Source organism: Helicobacter pylori SA221C, assembly GCF_000476855.1.
Lineage (GTDB): Bacteria > Campylobacterota > Campylobacteria > Campylobacterales > Helicobacteraceae > Helicobacter > Helicobacter pylori_DK.
Genome location: NZ_CBPT010000004.1, coordinates 66,234 through 85,299, shown reverse-complemented (window position 1 = coordinate 85,299; position 19,066 = coordinate 66,234). Strand labels below are relative to the sequence as shown.

The window sequence follows — 19,066 nt, the reverse complement described above, 5'->3', positions numbered from 1 at the left end:
CGTTCTTTTGAATGGTTTTAAAAAAGATAGTGCGTTCTAATTTTAGGGTGTTATCAAAAGCGTTTTTAGGGTTAAAATCCAGCCTTAATAGCAAGATTTCAATGTTTTTAACTAGCGAACTTGTTTTGATTTTAGAAGGGTTGTTGTGGAATAAGTCATTCCTAGCTTTTCGTATCAAGCTGAAAGTCTTTAAAAAATGTTCCCAAGTGCCATAGGTTGGCAAAACATACTCGTTGTATGTTTTGTAATCTGCAAATAAGGGTTTAAAATCGCTCCAATACATTTTAATAATGGTTTCTAAATCGCCAAGAGTGAATAAATTTAAGATTTGAAAGCCATTGTATCCTTTTAAGCTTTCTAAATGGTGGGTGTTTTTTAAGCGCTCGATCTTATGGCTAAGCTTTTTAGATAAAAACCAATCGTCAATATCCTTGCTGCTGTGTTTTTGAGCCAAAATAACCGCCATTTTAGAACGCAAAGCCGTTTCAAAAAAATGTATCCATAAAAAAAGCATGTGGTGCGTTTTAGTCCGTTTGTTGTAAAAATGCATTAAAAAATCAAAAAGGTTATTGATTTCATTTTCTTTATTGGGGTATTTTTGTAACACGATACCCAATTCCTTACTAGCGCCTATGAGATAGTCATAGTGTAACACGCTAATAGATTTTTTTAATTGATCTAAACCCTTATTTTTGAAAGCAAGGGGGTTTTTTAGGGCTAGATGCTTTAAAATACGATTAAAAACTTCATTTTCAAGTTCCATTAAATTTCCTGTGCTATAATCTCTTCTAGTTTGGAGGTCTCATAGCGAGGATACGCTAGTCAAAAGGCACTCCAAACTTTTTAATATCAAACGACAATCCCCAAATCTTTCAAATGCTCTAAAACTTTTGATTCGCTCTCTTTGACTTCTTTGTCTAGTTCTAACAAGCCGTTAGAGTAAGTTTGAATGATTTCATTAAGGGCGCTAGCAAAAGCGTTGATGCGTTTTAAAATCTTGTTTTCTAGGGCGTTTTTTAGGCTCTTAAGCCATTTGTCTTTGATGATGAGATCCTTAATTTCATTGATTTCAAGGTTTTTATACTGGTGGAACGCTTTTAATTCCAGCTCCTCATGGGCTTTATTTTTCATTTTTAGCACCTTGTTTTTAGCTTCTAGCCATTCTAAAGCGGTTTTTAGGATTTGTTTATCTTCTAAATCGGTGGCGTTTTTTAGCTCTTTTTTCAAAACGCTTTCGTTGATTTTCAACTCATAAAAAAGCCCCTCTTCGTTAGAATGCTCTTCTATAAATTCATCTAAAAGGGCCTCTTTTTCATTGAGGGCGTTTTCTAATTCTTCTAATTCTTTTGTTTCTTTTTCAAAAAAGCGTTGTTTGATCAGGTTTTTAGGGATTAGATCGCTTTTATAGTGGGTTTTTTGAATGACAAAATCCGGCTCCTCTAAATAATTGACTTTTTTGTTTTTGTCTTTTAGGGGGGTTAATTTCCTTAATTCTTTAGCGCTTATAAAGCCATTGAATGAAAGAAGGAACCAATCGTCTTGCAAGACTTCGTTGTAGTAATCTTTAAAGAGCTGATACACGCCGTATTTGTCTAAAATTTCACCCTTTTCAAATTCTTTTAAAACTTTTGAGCAAACGCTCTCTATGAGGGTTTTTGGGTTAAAACCTGGCTCTAAATCATTAAAAGTTGTGGATAGTTCCAATCGGTCAAAAGCACTTAAAACAGAAGCGTGGAAGGTTTGGAATTCTGAGCTTTGGGTGATTAATTCTTTAATGTTTTCGCATTCTGTTTTTAAAGCGTAATAACCCTCTTTATCGCTCTTTTTAAACAGCGTGTTTTTAAGCTCTTTAAACACTTGAAAATAAGGGGCGTAGGCTTTTATTTCGTTTTTGGGCAAATAACTGGCCTTGTGGCTGTTGATTAAAGCGAACAAGTCTTTTTCTGATTCTTGCTTGGCGGCAATGTAGCGCGCGATATTCAAGTTGTAGTCGTTAGCGCTAATTTCTTCTAGGCTCACCATTTTGGAATAATAAGGGATTTCTTTGTAAGCGTTAAAAGCGTCTATCATTTTTTGGACATCTTGATCCCTTAAGCGGTTTTTATTGCCGTCTTTTTTAAAATCCTTGCTCGCATCGATCATAAAAACGCCCTTTCTGGCATGCGCGTTTTCTTTGTCTAAAACAATCACGCATGCAGGAATGGAAGTGCCATAAAAAAGGTTAGGGGCTAGGCCTATCACGCCTTTAATATAGCCTTTTAGTAAAAGATTTTTTCTAATCACTCCCTCAGCGTTCCCCCTAAATAGCACCCCATGAGGTAAAATCACTGCCCCTTTGCCTGTGTCTTTTAAGGATTTGATGATGTGGAGCAAAAAAGCAAAATCGCCATTTTTTTCAGGGGGCGTGCCGTCTTCAAAACGATTGAAGCTATCGTTAATGACTTGCTTGCTTTTAGGGTCTATGCTCAGCCCATCAGTCCAGTTTTTCAAGCTAAAGGGAGGGTTAGCCACGACATAATCAAAGGTTTTTAGCATGCCATTTTCAGTAGTAAAAAGGGGGTTAGAAAGGGTGCTAGAACCCCCTTTAGCAATATCAGCATCAGCGCTATTGTGTAAGATCATATTCATTTTACAAAGGGCTGTTGTGGAAATGTCTTTTTCTTGACCATAGATAGTTAAGCCTTTTTTGCCGGCCAAGCTAGAAGCTTTTAACAATAACGAACCGCTCCCGCAAGTGGGATCATAGATGCTTTTATCCTGTCTGGTGTTTTCATCAATGCCAAGCAAAAGGGACAATAAAAGCGAAACTTCGCTAGGGGTGTAAAACTGCCCTTTGGATTTACCGGATTCGCTGGCGAAATGGCGCATTAAATATTCGTAGGCATCACCCAATAAATCATCGTCTAAAGCCCCATGCGCACCCAAACTCAAATCCGCAAAGATTTTAACCAAATTAGAAAGGGTGTCCATCATCGCTTTACCCTCTCCAAGCTTAGTGTTATCGTTAAAATCCACGCTGTCAATCACGCCTTTTAAGTCGTTTTGCTCTGCGATCTTGGAGATGATTTTATTGAGCTTGTCGCCTATTTCCTTATCGCCCTCTAAAGCGAGGATGTCTTCATAAAAACACCCTTGTGGCACTTCTATTTCGCTAAAATTATTGTTTCTGGCTTTATCGCTGATGTATTTTAAAAAAAGCAGGTTCAAAACGTAGTTTTTATACTCGCTCGCATCCATTCCGCCCCTTAAACTATCCGCTCCAGCCCATAAAGAGCTATACAATTCGCTTTTTTTGATCGCCATTTTAACCGCCCTATGTTGTTTTTAGGATTATAATATAAAGCGGTAAAAAGCGTTCTTAAGGGGTTTATGATGAAAACAGAAAAAGAAGTTCAAAAACAAGTCATAGAAACTTTTAAAAGCATGGGCTATGCGTATTTAGGGGATTTAACAAAGAGCGATAATAAAAACATTAATAAAGAAAACTTGAAGGCATGGCTAGTTAAAAATCAAAAAATCAATGATGAAAGGTGGCATAAAATTGAGCATGAAATCCATAAAGCTTTAAAAAACGATTTATACGAAGCGAATCAAAAATTTTACGAGCTTTTGATTTATGGCGTGAAAACTAAAATAAGCCAGAATGAAAACACTCAAACGACTTACCTCATTGATTGGAAAGACATTTCTCAAAATGAATTTAGCGTGGCTGAAGAAGTGAGCGTTAAAGGGCCAAACACGAAACGGCCAGACATGGTGCTTTATGTTAATGGGATCGCTTTAGGGGTGCTAGAATTAAAAAAATCCAGCGTGAGCGTAGAAAGCGGTATTAGGCAAAATTTAGACAACCAGAAGAAAGAATTTATTAGAGATTTTTTTAAAACGATCCAATTGGTTATGGTGGGTAATGAAAGTCAAGGGCTAAAATATGGCGTCATAGAAACTAAAGAAAAATACTACCTTTCTTGGAAAGAAGAGGGCGTTTTAAAAAATTTGTTTGAGACGATTGAATGCTTTTTAAAAAAAGAAAGGTTTTTAGAATTTATCCATGATTTTTTGATTTTTGATAAGGGGCAAAAGAAATGCGCCAGGTTCCACCAATATTTTGCAATTAAAAAAACGCAAGAATTTATCAAAAGAAAAGAAGGGGGGATTATCTGGCACACGCAAGGCAGCGGTAAGAGCTTGACTATGGTGTGGCTTGCTCAATGGCTAAGAAGAAATACCACACAAGCAAGGATTTTAATCGTTACAGACAGGAGGGAATTAGACGCTCAAATTCAAGGCGTGTTTAGTGGGATAGGCGAGGATCTTTATCGTGCAGACAGCAAGAAGGATTTGTTGAGTGCGCTGTTTGAAAATAAGAAATCTTTGGTTAGCTCGCTTGTCCATAAATTTGATGACAACGACTTAGAAGACTTAAAAAAACAACCTGTTTTAAAGGAATGGGTTGTTTTAGTGGATGAATGCCACAGAACCCAAAGCGCTAAATTGCACAACGCCATGAAAAGCCTGCTCCCTAATGCGATTTTTATAGCCTTTAGCGGCACGCCTTTATTGAAACAAGATAAAAAGACAAGCCAGGAAGTGTTTGGGAATTATATCCATTGCTATAAATTTAATGAAGCCGTTAGCGATAAAGTGGTGCTAGATTTAAACTATGAAGCCAGAAGCGTGGATCAATATGTCAGTAGCCCTGAAAAGCTGGACGAATATTTTGAATTAAAAACCCAAGGCTTGAATGAGACGGCTAAAACAGAGCTTAAAAAGAAATGGGTTAATTTGCAAAAAGTTTTTTCCACTAAAGACAGATTAGCTCGTATTGTGCAAGATATTGTATTGGATATGGCAAAACTCCCAAGATTAAAGAATGGAAAGGGGAATGCCATGCTAGTGGCTGAAAGCGTGTATAACGCATGCCGGTATTTTGAACTCTTTTTAGAAACAGAATTAAAGGATAAGGTGGCTGTGATCACAAGCTATGAGCCAACCATCGCTGATCTTAAAGATTGCGGGAGCGATGAGAATGAAGAGAGTTACAAATACCGCACCTATTGCAAAATGCTGCAAAACTTTTTTGATGAAAAAGACGCGCAAAAAGCCCTTAATAAAAATAAAGAGTTTGAAGAAAAAGTTAAAGAGCGTTTTATTAAAGAGCCTTCTAGAATGAAGCTGTTGATCGTGGTGGATAAGCTATTGACCGGTTTTGATGCACCAAGCCTCACTTATTTATACATGGATAAGAAAATGCAAGATCATAAGCTTTTTCAAGCGGTGTGCAGGGTGAATAGGCTAGATAGCGAAGATAAGGATTTTGGCTGTATCATAGACTATAAAGATTTGTTTCATAGCTTAGAAAAAGCGCATAGCGATTACACCAATGAAGCGTTTCAAAACTATGAAAAAGAAGACATTCAAGGGCTTATCTCTGACAAATCCCAAAAGATTAAGAAAAAATTACAAGAAGCTAGAGAGCAATTAAACACGCTTTGTGAAAGCGTGAAAGAGCCAAAAGATGAAGAGGATTATATCGCTTATTTTTGTGGGGATAATGCAGAAGAAAGCGTTCAAAAAAGGCAATTATTTTATAAGCTTGTTGGCGCGTTTTTAAGAATGTTTGTGGAGTTGAATAATTTAGAAAAGCCCATCTATTCTAAAGAAGAAATGCAAACCATCAAACAAGAAGCGGAGTTTTATAGGAAGTTGCAAAAAACGATTGGCTTGAGTAGTGGGGATAGCGTGGATTTAAAAAGCTATAGCGAAGACATGCGCCGGATTTTAGACGCTTACATTAAAGCCACGGATAGCAAGACGCTAATTAGAATAGAAGATCAAGGGTTGTGCGAAGTTTTAACCCAAATGAATGTTAATGATTTTAATAAGGCGTTATCTCAAGTATTCAAAAATGAAAGCTCTATGGCAGAAAGCATCGCTAACAACACTAAAAAACGCATTATAGAAAAAGAAGCGAGCGATCCTAAGCATTATGAAAAATTGTCTTTGCTTTTAAACGATTTGATTCTCCAGTTTAGAGAAAAGAAATTAAACTATTTAGAATACTTGCGACAAATCCACGACTTAGCCAAAAAAGTTATTAATAAAGAAAATAGAAATTACCCTAAAAAGATCAACACTAAGGCTTTAAAAATTCTCTATGATAATTTAGATGAAAATTTAGCCTTAAAAATAGATGAGTGTATAAGGGGTCATAAAAAAGCTGATTGGGTGGGGCATTCTGTCAAAGAAAGAAGCCTTAAAAACGCTTTGAAAAAAATCATAGGCGATGAGGTTTTGTTAGAAAACATCTTTAATTTAGCCAAACATATAGATGAGTATCAATAGATGAATGTGTATCATTTGACTTTAAGCGATACCCATATCGTTATAGAAAAAAAGGCGATTAAACATTTGCACATTAGCGTTTGTCCGCCCAATGGCTCTGTGCATGTGTCTTGCCCCTTAACTTTAAACGATGAGGGCCTTAAGCTTTCTTTGATCAAACGACTCCCTTGGATAAAAGAACAGCAACGAAACTTTTTAAACCAAAACAGACAAAGCCAAAGAGGAATGCTAGAAAGAGAAAGCCATTACCTTTTTGGGAAACGCTATTTGTTAAAGATTGAACACACTCAAAAAAACCACTTTGTCCTCCAAAGCCCCACGCATTTAATCTTGCATGTCCATCAAAATACAAGTTTAGAAAACCGCTTAAAAACGCTAGAAAACTATTACCGACAAGTTTTAAGAGAAAAAATACAAACTTACATCAACCAATACGAAAAAGTTTTAAACGAAAGCATACAAAGCTTTAAGATCCAAAAAATGAAACGGATATGGGGGAGTTGTAATATTGCTAAACGCACCCTACTTTTTAATTTGGAATTGGCTAAAGCACCTAGAAAGGGCATTGAATATGTGGTTGTGCATGAATTATTGCATTTCAAAGCGCGCCACCATAACGAATATTTTAGGGATTTGCTGAGTTTGTATTTGCCCAATTGGCAAAGGGCTAAGGCCAGCCTCAAAGAAACTTATTTGGAGCGTTCTTAAATAAAGTTTTCATCATTTCAATAAAATCGCTAAGCGGCTAATTTGAGTGGCTCATCATAGCGCAATAATCCCCCTCCTTTTTAAAGCGTTTAGAAAGTGTAGTTCAAATACGCTGTAACCGATCTTCCAGGCGCAGGTTGCAAGCCTGCAGGGCTAGAGCCAATCCCTGTAAAATAATACTTCATGTTGAAGATGTTATTGATTTGCAAGCTTCCTGTAACTCTGTGTCTTCCGTTTTCCCAGAAAATTTGGCTCACTTGGATATTCCATACCCAATACCAAGGCAAGAGCCCTTCATGCTGGGTCATACACCAAGCTTCGCATTGATAACCGCTATTAAGAACGCTTTCATAGTTGTTCCCCCCACTATAATATTGCATCCCATAATAGCCTCCTGCTGCGCTGTTGCTAATCCCGCTATAAGCGCGGCTGTAAAAATAGCTAGAAATACCAATGGTGGTTTTACGCCAGTTGTAGCGAGCGTCAAAAATGAACTGGAAAGGGCTTACAAAAGGGAAATGCTTATTATAGCTAGTCCCTTTTAGCACATCCCCGTTCAAGTCGGTTAAAGGGCCATGGCTGGTTACACGAGTGTCAATGTAGTTGAAAGCGGCATGGAATTGCAACCCTCTAGTGGGTCTGTAATACAATTCCAACTCCACGCCTTGAGAATAGCCATTAATGGGGCGCACATTGCCTTTCATGGGCCCGCTCGTATAGATTGAATACTGCCCGGTGGCAAAATCGCGCGCCCAAATCCTAAAGTAGTCCGCATTGAAGCTGAATTTATCTTTATAGGTGTAGCGCGCTCCTGCTTCCACCGTGTCAAAGTGCTGGGTAAAATACTCCGCTCCTCCATAGCTCAAAACGTCTAATTGAGGCGGGACGAAAGAGCGTTGGTAGTTGAAGTAGGTAAGCACATTGTGATCGCCTTGCACAGGGATAAAGCCAATGTTGGTTGAGGGCATCCAATTGTTCATGTGCTTGATTTTTCTCAAATCCTTCTCAGGGATTTGCATCCAGTTAGCCGCATTTTCGTTGTTGTATTGCACAAAAGCGTAGCGCAAACCAGGCACAATAAAAAAGCGCCCGTCCCAAGCTTCAATGCGATCGCTCAAATAGACTGCCGTGTAATTGTTACGCCAGTTATTCCAGTTTCTATAAACGCCATGCTTGATGTGGGGTTTCCAACCGCTCATCACATTAGTGCCCTCACACAAGAATCCTGCCCCCTCACCGCTCGTTTTGGTGGCGCATTCATTGGTGTTTAAGTATTGGCGCTGTAAAAAAGTGGTGGTCATGAAACGCAAGCCCATGATAAAGGTTTGCTTGACTTTCCCGGTATTGACGATCAAATTCACTTTAGGCTCAAAAGCATTATTGATGGAGCGCACAGGGTTTTCTACTTCTGCCCAGCCATTGTAGTTAGTGGCATAATAAGGCACAGCCAAGTTATACCCTGCCGGAAGTCCTGCCGCCCTGCATGCCGCTTCGCTAAAACAAGTAACCATGTTAGCGCTATTGTAGCTAGAGCTCACCTGAAAGTCCCTAGTCATCAACTGCCCATAGTAGGTGAAGCTAAAAGTCCCGCCCACTCTGTCTAAATCTCCGAAGCGGTTTTCATACACAGCCCCAAAGCGTTGTGAACGCCCGCCTTTTTGGTTTAAGGGGCGCAAATTAGCGAAGCGGTTTATTTTGTAATCTTGCTCGCTGAGTGATCCCGGTTGAGCGATAGCAAAATCGTAGTATTGGTAATAGGCTTTAATCCCATTGCTTTCATTGATGTCATAGATCCCATCTAGCCAATAGTTTGAAATATTAGAGGGGCTATTGTCCCTAAAGCCTTGTCCTCTAACCCAGTTAGCTTGCGCTTGGATACCCACATGCTTATTGATCATCCCTCCGCTCCTCACATAAGTGTTATAGAGGAGGTTGTTGCCTAAAGACTTGATGAAAGAAGGATCGCCGGTTTTATCAGGGGGAGCGGCAAACCCGGCGTTTCTAGCCTTAGCCCAATAAGTGATCCTTTCAGCCGCTTGGTTTTCCCATTGAGTAGGGATAGGCTTAGTGATGATATTGACAATACCCCCATAAGTGTTAGGCCCGTATTGCACGCTGCCTCCACCCTTGATCACATCAATGCGATCAATGGCTTGAAAGGTAACAGGGAAAATGTCTAGCTCAATGTGAGCGTAGGGGGCCATATAAACAGGAATACCATTAACTAACATGAGCGTCGCATCGCTATGCCCTGAACCCCCAGCTCCAAAGCCACGGATTTGGATAGTAGGCATAGCCCCTACGCCGGTGGCATTCCTGATTTGCAGACCGGGGACATTCTGTAAAGCTTCTTCAATGCTTTGGTTAGCTTGTTGGGTGAGCGCTTTGTTAGAGATCACCGTGCGACTTCCTGTGTATTTTTTCACTTCTTCATCTTGCCAACTCTTAGGTGCGGTAATCCCACTATAACCCAAATTGACCTGCCCAGAATAGTCAGATCTATCCTTTTTGCCGGCAGTAGAAACCTTGCCCAAAGTGTAGTCTTTATCCTTAGCGAATAAAGACTCTTGGCAAATCAAACTGGCAGTTAAAGCCAACAGAACCTTTTTATGCAACACAAACTCCTTGCGTTTTGAGAGATTAAAATGGTAAATTATTTAAGTTTTTTGAGTATAGTTACGCAAAAGCGAATAGCAGTCGTAGGTAATAAAAACTAAAAAACTTAATAACATGCAGGATTTTATGATAAAATTCTTAAATTTTTATTAATCCCATGAAAATCTTTTTTTTTTTGATTTCACTCGGTTTTAGTAGAAAATACCCATTTTTGACACACGACGAGCCTCTCACACCCTAAAACACAGAAGACATTCTTTTGTGTCAAATATGTATCAAATATTTGAGTGGTTTAACTTTTCAAAATACTGCCCCTTGTAGAACAAAATCCATAAACCGATAATCTGGGCCTAAGCTTTAAATGATCTCAAAAGTGCTAATGCCCTAAATGATTACTTTTTTGTGTTTGTGTATATACCATTTTAGTCTTAAAATCCTTTGTCAAAAGGATTTTTGTGCTGATTTTTTCTTGGTGCCTCCTGTTTTTAGATCTCATTTTTCAAATTTTTTATCGTTTGGTTTGAAAAGCGATCAGCTACTCATTGCAAAAGATCGCTCCTTGTCTTTAATTTTACAGCGATTAATGATGAGATCCAAGATTTCTAAAACTTGCTTTTCTTCTTCATCGGTGTGTTTAACGCTCACCGTGGGGTTGTATTCGGTTACCTCAACAGCCCCTAATCGGTCTTTAAAACTTTCTAAAAGCAAGCCCAGTAATTGCCTTAATTCATCAAAACTCAGCCCGTTATTTTCACGCACGCCGGTAGAAGTGAAAAGCTTGCCATCCATAATGTCTAAATCCAAGCTAAGGTAAATAATATCCACCGCTTTTAACAATTCTTTGGTTTTTTGAACCACTCCTTGCATGTTTTCTCTTATCGCGCCCACGCTAAATAAGGGGATTTCTAATTCCTTAATCACATCTCTTTCGCTCTGTTCTGTGCTTCTTACCCCAAAATACACCAAACATTTAGGATCAATTTCTAACCCCCCTTTTTCCAACCCCAAAGAGCAGAGCTTTTGCCATGCCTTTTCTTCACTCTCATTCATATGATTAACCCCGCTACGGACACGATTTAAAACCATGCCTAAAGGCATGCCGTGAATGTGCTTTGTATCGCTGTCATAAGCCGTGTGAATATCCGCATGCGCGTCTAGATACAAAATCCCTATTTTTTTGTCCTTATGAACGCTCCTAAAGGCTTGGAAAATCCCAAACATGTTCGCATGCTCTGAGCTTAAAATCAAAGGGAATTCTTTTTTTTCAAACACTTCTTTCATGCAAGGGATCAGATTTTCTTTACAAAAAAGGTAGTAATCTTCAAAATTCTTAGCGTATCTAAACTCCTTATAAAGCACGCACCGCTCTTGAGTGATTGTTTGCATGCCTTTAATCACATCGCCATGCGTGGCGCTTAAAGCCTCCCTCAAACGCCTAACCCCTGTATCGGTGCCTCTTTTTGACGCTCCTAACTCCGCTTCTAATCCTACTAAAATCATTTTATAACTCCTTTAAATCCCCACTCATATTTTTTATTCTAAACTAAAATCAACAACCAATTATTAATAAGCAAATGGATAATAAATAGAGCAATTTCATTGTGTAAAAGAGTAAAACCATTCAAGTTTTTGACAGAAAAACACTCAAATAGTCTTATTGAGCGAATATAATCATAACTGACACTACTATTTAAAGGATTAACATGACTATTGGGCTAGTTAAAGAAAGCATGGATTTGGAATCACGAGTGGCTTTGGTGCCTGATGATGTGGCACTAATCGCTCAAAAGGGCGTGGGGGTTTTAGTTCAAAATAGCGCGGGCGCTAATAGCGGTTATAGTAACGAAGCGTATGAAAGCGTGGGGGCTAAAATCGTGGATTCTAAAACAGCGTGGGGGCAGGATTTGGTGGTCAAATGTAAAGAACCTTTAGAGCATGAATACCCTTTGTTGAAAGAAAAAGCCACGCTGTTTAGTTACTTGGATTTAGCGTATCAAAAAAGCTTGTGCGAAATGTTTATAGATAAAAAAATCACTTCCATTTGCACTGAAACCATTGCCGGGCCTAAAAACGACTACCCTATTTTAGCGCCTATGAGCGTGGTGGCTGGGAGGTTGGCCGCGCATTTAGTCCAGCATTATTTACTGGCTTTAGAGCATGTTAAAGGGTTTATGGGTAAGGGGGTCATGCTTGGGGGGTTATCGGGTGCGCAAAGGGCTAAAATCGTCGTAGTTGGGGGCGGTGTGGTTGGTATGGAGAGCGCGAAAGTCTTAAGCCAAATGGGGGCTAAAGTAACGATTTTAGAATTAGACTACGCTAAATTGCAAAACCACCCCTATTACCATTTGTATGATTTAGAAGTTTTAAGCGTGAATGAAGCCAATATCATTCAAGCTTTAAGTGGGGCGGTGGGGCTAGTGGGAGCGGTGTTAGTTACAGCGAGCCAAACCCCTAAAGTGATCTTAAGAAAGCATTTAAAATACATGCAAGAACAAGGGGTAGTCATTGATGTGGCTTGCGATTTAGGGGGGTGCATAGAAACCATACGCCAGACAAGCCATTCTAACCCGGTGTATGTGGAAGAGGGTTTGTTGCATTATGGCGTGCCGAACATGCCAGGGATTGTCGCTAAAACAAGCTCTGTAGCTTATAGCCATGCGAGCGCGCCGTATTTGTTGTATTATTTAGAGCATGGCTTAAAAGGTTTTTTAACAGCCAACACTAAAATCGTGGCAAACACCCTTGGAGGCTTGAGCGCTTATAACGGCTATATCACCCAAGAAGGCATCGCTAAAGCTTTCAATCTAGCGTTCAAATCGCCTTCAGACATTTTAAAGGAGCTTTAAAAATAAGTTGTAAAAAAGAGCATGGCGATAAACCATGCGTCTTAATGTATAGAAATATTTCAAAAAAAAAAAACACTTTTTAATGTTATAATCTACCCTAAATCATACAAGGGGTTTTTATGGCAAACGAAAGCATTGAAGGCAAAGCTCATTCATTAGGAGATATTTTAGCTACAGAATTTAAGGCTTATTACCAAATTCCGATCTACCAACGCCCTTATCAATGGACAGAAGAAAACTGCGAAAAACTTTTAGACGATTTGTTTTTTAATTATGAAAATGACAGAGAAAGCGATTATTTTTGCGGCTCATTAGTCTTAGTCAAATCCGATCCCAATTCCAAAACCGCAACCTATGATATTGTAGATGGCCAGCAACGCTTAAGCACTTTCATTCTGCTCGCAAAAGTTTTAGCCGATCTTTATAATGGTTTAGACCCTGAGTATTTAGAATATTTACAAGCGAGTTGGAAAGATAGGTATACAGAAAGAAAACGACTGAGTTTTAACACTATAGGGTCTAACGCTGAATATGATTTTCAAGATGCATTAGAACATTTCAATGACTCTCAAGCAAGCAAGAATAAAATAATTGAGAACAATTACCTAAAAAATGCAATTTGTTTAAAAAACTATCTTGAAAAAAAAGAGATTAAAAACATTAACGATTTCATTGATTGGCTGTATTGTAATGTCGTATTTGTCACCATCACTTGCCCTGATATAGACAAAGCGTTAAGGATTTTTAATGTTTTAAACGCTAGGGGTTTGCCTTTGAATGCGACAGATATTTTTAAAGCGGAGTTGCTAAAAAAACTCGCTAAAGAAAAGGATCAAGAAGAGTTTGTGTCTCGTTGGAATGCATTGCGTCAAAAATGCTCAGAGAATGAGTCAAAATTTCCAAAGAGAAAAGGGAACAGGCGAGAGAAGGACGCCGCAGAAATATTATTCAGCTGGTATTTAACCTAGTCTCAATCCGGTAACTAGTGGGAAAAACATGGAAGAAAGACTTGCCGATCAGTTTGAAAGGCTTAATAAACCCCCATTAGAATACCTTAAGGGCATAGAAAATTTGTATAACGCTTATTGTAAGGTGTTGGAAATGCAAGACCGACACGCTCATTTGCTTTCTTATCTAGCTTCTGATTTTTGGCACGTTATTTTGTGCACTAGCATATTGCACCATTATAGCGATCAAGACATAGAGGCTTTAAAGGAGTTGTTAGTCAAGTTTTACTACCAAAATTGGGTTGCAGAGCAAACAGAACCTAAAAAACAAACTAGTTGCAACATTATTAAAGCCCTAAAAGAAAAGCAAAGCGTAGAGAACATCGCTTCTATTGTGAAAAAATATTTAGATGATGATAAAAATAAGATAACACAAAACTTTAGAGAAAAACTAAAAGATGACCACTTGTATGAAAAACACAAAAGGGCTTCAAAAAATTCATGGCTCAGACCCATTCTCATTTTAGTGGAATATTTCATGAGCGACGATCCCAGACCTAAACGCATTGAAAAGAACGATTTTCATGTTGAACACATCTTACCCCAAAAACCCGATCTTTCAAGCCAATGGGTTAAAGACTTTAGCGAAGAAGAAAGGAAATTATACACGCATTCTTTAGCCAACCTCACGCTTTTAGGGGGCACGAAAAACTCTCAAGCTTCAAATTTGGATTTCAAAGATAAAAAGAAAATCTACATGGGAGAAGAAATCAAGTTAAACAAGAAGAAACCTTTTAAGGTGATGACTTGTTATAAGATGACCATAGACATTGCACACCATTACGCAGAATGGACGCCCAAAAGTTTAGAAAAAAGAAAAGAAGAGTTGATTCAAATCATTGAGAGCGTTCTAACGCTCTAGGGAAGTGCCCCTAGAAAGTGAACACATAATTCACATACCACGAATACACGCGCCTAAACCCTATATCCAAATTTTTCGCGGTGATATAGGGGTTTTTCTTTAGCATGGGGAATTTCACACCCGCTTCAATGCTAGAATGTTTTAAGATCCTTAAGCGAGCCCCCACATTGAATAAAAATTGGAAAGAAGTGGCTTTTTTGCTCACCAAAGCTTGCTCCACTAAAATACCCTCAAAGCTCGGTGTCGCCATAAGCCATGAATTGCCGGCTAATTGCACCCCACCAAAAGCCCCTAAACTCATGATGCCGTTATTGATGACATTGACCATTAAATCCATAGCCCCCCCATAAGTGAGCATGTTTGGCTCAAAGGTTTTGGGATCGGCGATGCTCGTTAGACGATTGATTTCTTGTTTCCCAAGAATTTGACCCGCCAATTGCGCCACTTCGTTGTTATAGTTAGGGTTTTTAAGCCTAATAGAATTAGCGTGGGCGTAGTCAAAAAACCCATAAAGGCGCAAGCCAAAGTATTTCCCAAAGAAAAATTGATACCCTAAAAGCGCATCAAAGCCCTTGATAGTAGCGTTAGTGGCTTGTTTTTGAGAATTAATATCCGCATGCATTTGGGCTTGTCCTTGCAAATAACCCGCTCCTAAAAAAACGCCATTGCCATCCATAGCTAGTAGCGCATTGACAGAAACAACCAAAACTAACAAAGATTGAGAAAAAAATTTTTTCATGTGTGATTCCTTAACATAATGCTTACATTCTTAAAAAGAATACCCAAAAAACAATTAAAAACGATTAAAGAATGAAACATTAATAAAAATAAAAACTCCTTATGAATTTCACATAAGATTAATAAAAAGCGGCTAAAACCCCTTTTTTTAAAATTTTGTTTCAAGCTTTAAGCTACAATATACGCATGAAAGATTCACCTCAAACTATCGGCGTGTTTGTGCGGCCCACCCATTATCAAAACCCCCTTTTTGAAGAGCTAGAGCGAGCTAAAGAATGGGTTTTAAAGCTTTTAGAAGATGAAGGGTTTGAAAGCTTTATGATTGATAGCCTTGATGGGGCAAAAGACGAGCGATTGGTAGAAAAAGCCTATGCGTTTTTATGTTTAGGGGGCGATGGCACGATTTTAGGGGCTTTAAGAATGACGCATTCTTACAATAAGCCATGTTTTGGGGTTAGAATAGGGAATTTAGGGTTTTTGAGCGCGGTTGAATTGAATGGCTTGAAAGATTTCTTACAAGATCTCAAGCAAGGCACTATCAAATTAGAAGAGCATTTGGCTTTAGAGGGCCGTATTGGAAACACCTCTTTTTATGCGATCAATGAAATCGTGATCGCCAAAAAAAAAGCTTTAGGGGTTTTAGACATCAAAGCTTATGCAGGCCATACGCCCTTTAACACCTATAAAGGCGATGGGCTTATCATTGCCACACCCTTAGGCTCGACCGCTTATAATTTGAGCGCTCATGGGCCGATTGTGCATGCCTTAAGCCAGAGCTATATTTTAACGCCCTTGTGCGATTTTTCTTTAACGCAACGCCCTTTAGTGTTAGGGGCGGAATTTTGCTTGAATTTTTGTGCTCATGAGGACGCTCTTGTAGTTATTGATGGGCAAGCCACCTATGATTTGAAAGCCAACCAACCTCTATACATTCAAAAAAGCCCCACGACTACCAAACTCTTACAAAAAAATTCAAGGGATTATTTTAAAGTGCTTAAAGAAAAGCTGTTATGGGGGGAAAGCCCTAGCAAAAAAAGATAAAAAAAGGGTAAAAAACATGCGAGATTTCAATAACGCTCAAATCACACGCTTAAAAGTGCGTCAAAACGCTGTTTTTGAAAAATTGGATCTAGAGTTTAAAGACGGCTTGAGCGCGATTAGTGGGGCTAGTGGGGTGGGAAAAAGCGTTCTGATTGCGAGCCTTTTAGGGGCGTTTGGGCTTAAAGAGAGCAACGCTTCAAACATTGAAGTGGAATTGATCGCGCCTTTTTTAGACACGGAAGAATACGGCATTTTTAGAGAAGATAACCACGAACCCTTAGTCATTAGCGTGATCAAAAAAGAAAAAACGCGCTATTTTTTAAACCAAACAAGCCTGTCTAAAAACACGCTCAAAGCGTTATTAAAAGGTTTGATCAAACGCCTATCTAACGACAGATTCAGCCAGAATGAACTCAACGATATTTTAATGCTCTCCTTACTAGATGGCTACATTCAAAACGAAAACCAGGCGTTTAGCCCCCTTTTAGGTGCGCTTGAAGAAAAATTCACCCGCTTAGAAAAGCTAGAAAAAGAAAGGCGATTATTAGAGGATAAAAAGCGTTTCCAAAAGGATTTAGAAGAGCGTTTGAATTTTGAAAAAATGAAATTAGAGAGGCTGGATTTAAAAGAAGATGAATACGAACGCCTTTTGGAGCAAAAAAAATTGCTCTCTAGTAAGGAAAAATTGAACGATAAAATCGCTCTGGCGTTAGATGTGCTAGAAAATACCCATAAAATCACGCATGCTTTAGAGAGCGTGGGTCATAGCGCGGAGTTTTTAAAAAGCGCTTTGTTAGAGGCGAGCGCTTTATTGGAAAAAGAGCAGGCTAAATTAGAAGAGTGCGAGCGTTTGGATATTGAAAAGGTGTTAGAAAGGCTTGGCATGCTGAGTGGGATCATTAAGGATTATGGGAGTATTATGCATGCTAAAGAACGATTAGGGCATGTTAAAAACGAATTGCATAACTTAAAAGAAATTGACCATTATTGCGAAACTTACCACAAAGAAATAGAACAATTAAAAACCGAATGCTTGAAATTATGCGGAGAAATAGGCGGCTTTAGAAAAGAATATTTAGCCGGTTTTAACGCTCTTTTAAGCGATAAGGCTAAAGATTTGCTTTTAAAAAGCCCTAGTTTGGTTTTAGAAGAAGCCCCCATGAGCGAAAAAGGCGCTCAAAAACTCGTTTTGCATTTGCAAAATTCCCAATTAGAAACCTTAAGCTCTGGAGAATACAGCCGTTTGAGGCTGGCGTTCATGCTTTTAGAAATGGAGTTTTTAAAGGATTTTAAAGGCGTGTTGGTGTTAGATGAAATGGATTCCAATTTGAGCGGTGAAGAGAGTTTGGCGGTCTCTAAAGCCCTTGAAACCTTGAGCAGCCATTCACAAATATTTGCCATTTCACACCAAGTCCATATCCCAGCACTCGCTAAAAATCATATTTTAGTTTTCAAAGAAAACCACAAAAGCCTTGCAAAAACCCTTAATAACGAAGAAAGGGTTTTAGAAATCGCGCGCATGATAGGGGGGAGCGAAAATATTGAGAGCGCGATTTCTTTCGCTAAGGAAAAATTAAAGGCGCAAGAATGAAATTTTTTCTTTTAAAGAAATTCAGCGAATTTTTAAACACCCAAACGCATTTTAACCTCAAACGCTTGAACGCGTCTAGCTTTTTATTAGAGGCTTTTTCTAAAGAAAAACACGCCTTTGTTGTAGATTTGAACACGCCTTATATCGGTTTGTCTAAAAAACCCCCAGAGAGCGTTTTAAAAAACACCCTAGTGCTAGATTTTTGTTTGAATAAATTCACTAAAAACGCCAAAATTTTACAAGCAAACATCATTGATAACGATCGGATTTTAGAAATCAAGGGTGCTAAAGATTTAGCTTATAAGAGTGAAACTTTTATTTTGCGTTTAGAAATGATCCCTAAAAAAGCCAATCTCATGATTTTAGATAGAGAAAAATGCGTGATAGAGGCCTTTCGTTTTAATGACAGGGTCGCTAAAAACGATATTTTAGGGGCATTGCCTCCTAATATTTACGAGCATCAAGAAGAGGATTTAGATTTTAAGGGATTGTTAGACATTTTAGAAAAAGATTTTTTATCCTATCAGCACAAAGAATTAGAACACAAAAAAAATCAAATCATCAAGCGATTAAATATTCAAAAAGAACGCTTGAAAGAAAAATTAGAAAAATTAGAAGATCCTAAAAATTTACAATTAGAAGCGAAAGAATTGCAAACTCAAGCCCAGCTCTTGCTCACTTACCAGCATTTAATCCATAAGCATGAAAGCCGCGTGGTTTTAAAGGATTTTGAAGATAAGGAGTGTGCGATTGAAATTGATAAGAGCATGCCCTTAAACGCTTTTATCAATAAAAAATTCACTCTCAGTAAAAAAAAGAAACAAAAATCGCAATTTTTGCATTTAGAAGAAGAGAATCTAAAAGAAAAAATCGCCTTTAAAGAAAATCAAATCAACTATGTTAAAGGAGCAGAAGAAGAAAGCGTTTTAGAAATGTTTATGCCCTTTAAAAATTCTAAAATCAAACGCCCGATGAATGGGTATGAAGTGCTGTATTATAAGGATTTTAAAATCGGCTTAGGGAAAAACCAAAAAGAGAATATCAAGCTTTTACAAGACGCAAGAGCGAATGATTTGTGGATGCATGTAAGAGACATTCCTGGATCGCATTTGATCGTTTTTTGCCAAAAGAATACGCCCAAAGATGATGTCATTATGGAATTAGCCAAAATGTTGATTAAAATGCAAAAAGATGCGTTTAATAGTTACGAAATTGACTACACGCAGCGAAAATTTGTCAAAATCATCAAAGGAGCTAATGTCATTTACTCAAAATACCGAACTATTAGTCTAAAGGACACTTAAACACTTAAGGA

General features: G+C 38.3%; 11 protein-coding genes and 1 pseudogene. 7 read left to right on the top strand and 5 right to left on the bottom strand.

The window, feature by feature from the left end:
- Window positions 1-763, bottom strand: a 763-nt coding sequence (locus QU01_RS03715) for a CAAX amino protease (protein WP_033762127.1), incomplete at its 3' end; no start/stop codon positions are given.
- An 86-nt stretch (window positions 764-849) separates the two neighbouring features.
- Window positions 850-3,303 (bottom strand): type I restriction-modification system subunit M, encoded by a 2,454-nt coding sequence (locus QU01_RS03710; protein ID WP_033762131.1) that lies wholly within the window; start codon window positions 3,301-3,303, stop codon window positions 850-852.
- A gap of 69 nt (window positions 3,304-3,372) precedes the next feature.
- Here QU01_RS03710 and QU01_RS03705 point away from each other — a divergent pair, with 69 nt between their 5' ends.
- Window positions 3,373-6,342 carry a type I restriction endonuclease subunit R gene (locus tag QU01_RS03705; RefSeq protein ID WP_033763530.1) on the top strand — a complete coding sequence of 990 codons (2,970 nt, stop codon included), beginning with the start codon at window positions 3,373-3,375 and terminating at the stop codon, window positions 6,340-6,342.
- Window positions 6,343-7,050: a M48 family metallopeptidase gene (locus QU01_RS03700; RefSeq protein ID WP_033762134.1), complete on the top strand. Its 708-nt coding sequence runs from the start codon at window positions 6,343-6,345 to the stop codon at window positions 7,048-7,050.
- A gap of 89 nt (window positions 7,051-7,139) precedes the next feature.
- Here QU01_RS03700 and QU01_RS03695 read toward each other — a convergent pair whose 3' ends face one another.
- Together QU01_RS03695 and rocF are read right to left on the bottom strand one after the other, a co-directional pair.
- A complete protein-coding gene (locus tag QU01_RS03695) occupies window positions 7,140-9,665 on the bottom strand; it encodes a TonB-dependent receptor family protein (protein WP_033762150.1) in 2,526 nt (841 codons plus the stop codon).
- 532 nt (window positions 9,666-10,197) lie between these two features.
- Window positions 10,198-11,166, bottom strand: coding sequence for an arginase (rocF, locus tag QU01_RS03690; RefSeq protein WP_033762151.1), 969 nt, complete (start codon window positions 11,164-11,166; stop codon window positions 10,198-10,200).
- A 203-nt stretch (window positions 11,167-11,369) separates the two neighbouring features.
- Here rocF and QU01_RS03685 point away from each other — a divergent pair, with 203 nt between their 5' ends.
- Window positions 11,370-12,512, top strand: coding sequence for an alanine dehydrogenase (locus QU01_RS03685; RefSeq protein ID WP_033762154.1), 1,143 nt, complete (start codon window positions 11,370-11,372; stop codon window positions 12,510-12,512).
- Window positions 12,513-12,631: 119 nt separating this feature from the next.
- Window positions 12,632-14,381: pseudogene (locus tag QU01_RS03680) on the top strand (DUF262 domain-containing protein).
- 10 nt (window positions 14,382-14,391) lie between these two features.
- Here QU01_RS03680 and QU01_RS03675 read toward each other — a convergent pair.
- Window positions 14,392-15,120 carry an outer membrane protein gene (locus tag QU01_RS03675; protein ID WP_033762157.1) on the bottom strand — a complete coding sequence of 243 codons (729 nt, stop codon included), beginning with the start codon at window positions 15,118-15,120 and terminating at the stop codon, window positions 14,392-14,394.
- A 185-nt stretch (window positions 15,121-15,305) separates the two neighbouring features.
- Between QU01_RS03675 and QU01_RS03670 the strand changes: the two genes are divergently transcribed.
- The 3 genes from QU01_RS03670 to QU01_RS03660 are packed head-to-tail and all read left to right on the top strand — an operon-like array spanning window position 15,306 to window position 19,055.
- Entirely contained in the window at window positions 15,306-16,160 is an 855-nt protein-coding gene (locus QU01_RS03670; RefSeq protein WP_033762276.1) for an NAD(+)/NADH kinase, read from the top strand.
- Window positions 16,161-16,176: 16 nt separating this feature from the next.
- A complete protein-coding gene (locus QU01_RS03665) occupies window positions 16,177-17,751 on the top strand; it encodes a DNA repair protein RecN (RefSeq protein ID WP_033762159.1) in 1,575 nt (524 codons plus the stop codon).
- Window positions 17,748-19,055 carry an NFACT family protein gene (locus QU01_RS03660; RefSeq protein WP_033762161.1) on the top strand — a complete coding sequence of 436 codons (1,308 nt, stop codon included), beginning with the start codon at window positions 17,748-17,750 and terminating at the stop codon, window positions 19,053-19,055. The genes QU01_RS03665 and QU01_RS03660 overlap by 4 nt, the downstream gene beginning before the upstream one ends.
- The last annotated feature ends 11 nt before the right edge of the window (window positions 19,056-19,066 follow it).

Excerpts from the sequence above, each read along its gene's own strand:
- QU01_RS03670 (WP_033762276.1), top strand. The coding sequence starts at position 15,306 with ATGAAAGATTCACCTCAAACTATCGGCGTGTTTGTGCGGCCCACCCAT.
- QU01_RS03700 (WP_033762134.1), top strand. The coding sequence starts at position 6,343 with ATGAATGTGTATCATTTGACTTTAAGCGATACCCATATCGTTATAGAA.
- QU01_RS03710 (WP_033762131.1), bottom strand. The coding sequence starts at position 3,303 with ATGGCGATCAAAAAAAGCGAATTGTATAGCTCTTTATGGGCTGGAGCG.
- QU01_RS03660 (WP_033762161.1), top strand. The coding sequence starts at position 17,748 with ATGAAATTTTTTCTTTTAAAGAAATTCAGCGAATTTTTAAACACCCAA.
- QU01_RS03685 (WP_033762154.1), top strand. The coding sequence starts at position 11,370 with ATGACTATTGGGCTAGTTAAAGAAAGCATGGATTTGGAATCACGAGTG.
- rocF (WP_033762151.1), bottom strand. The coding sequence starts at position 11,166 with ATGATTTTAGTAGGATTAGAAGCGGAGTTAGGAGCGTCAAAAAGAGGC.
- QU01_RS03705 (WP_033763530.1), top strand. The coding sequence starts at position 3,373 with ATGAAAACAGAAAAAGAAGTTCAAAAACAAGTCATAGAAACTTTTAAA.
- QU01_RS03665 (WP_033762159.1), top strand. The coding sequence starts at position 16,177 with ATGCGAGATTTCAATAACGCTCAAATCACACGCTTAAAAGTGCGTCAA.
- QU01_RS03675 (WP_033762157.1), bottom strand. The coding sequence starts at position 15,120 with ATGAAAAAATTTTTTTCTCAATCTTTGTTAGTTTTGGTTGTTTCTGTC.